Here is a 344-nt window from a genome sequence, read left to right on the forward strand (position 1 = left end):
TTTATTAAGGCGGCATTTAATGCGGATACGGATGGCGTGGCTGGTATTCAGCAGCTTGCTGGTGATGCTACACTTCTTTATTACACAACTGATGAGGCGAAAGAAGGACGTGATGCGTTCAAAGAAAAACGTGACCCTGACTTTGATCAATTCCCAAAATTCCCTTGATGGTTGGTGGATAATGATGGAACTAACCAATTGGTTGGAAAAACGAGTGTGGCTTTCTCCTGAGAGGACTGCGCTCGTTTTTCAGGATAGAAAGGAAACATTTTTAGAATTTTATGATGCGGCGTGCTAGTTTGCGGGGAATTTGGCATCATTCGGTGTTCGGGATGGAATGAGTG

At 44.2% G+C, this 344-nt stretch carries 1 protein-coding gene and 1 pseudogene; both read left to right on the forward strand.

Going from position 1 to position 344, the window contains the following annotated elements; genetic code table 11:
* The coding region (locus tag R8925_RS15935; protein WP_430536759.1) for an enoyl-CoA hydratase-related protein at positions 1-168 on the forward strand (168 nt) is incomplete at its 5' end.
* Between the two features lie 16 nt (positions 169-184).
* A pseudogene (locus R8925_RS15940) lies at positions 185-289 on the forward strand (hypothetical protein); the annotation flags it as partial.
* Positions 290-344 lie beyond the last annotated feature (55 nt).

Source organism: Listeria rocourtiae subsp. hofi (assembly GCF_963575615.1).
GTDB lineage: Bacteria > Bacillota > Bacilli > Lactobacillales > Listeriaceae > Listeria_A > Listeria_A hofi.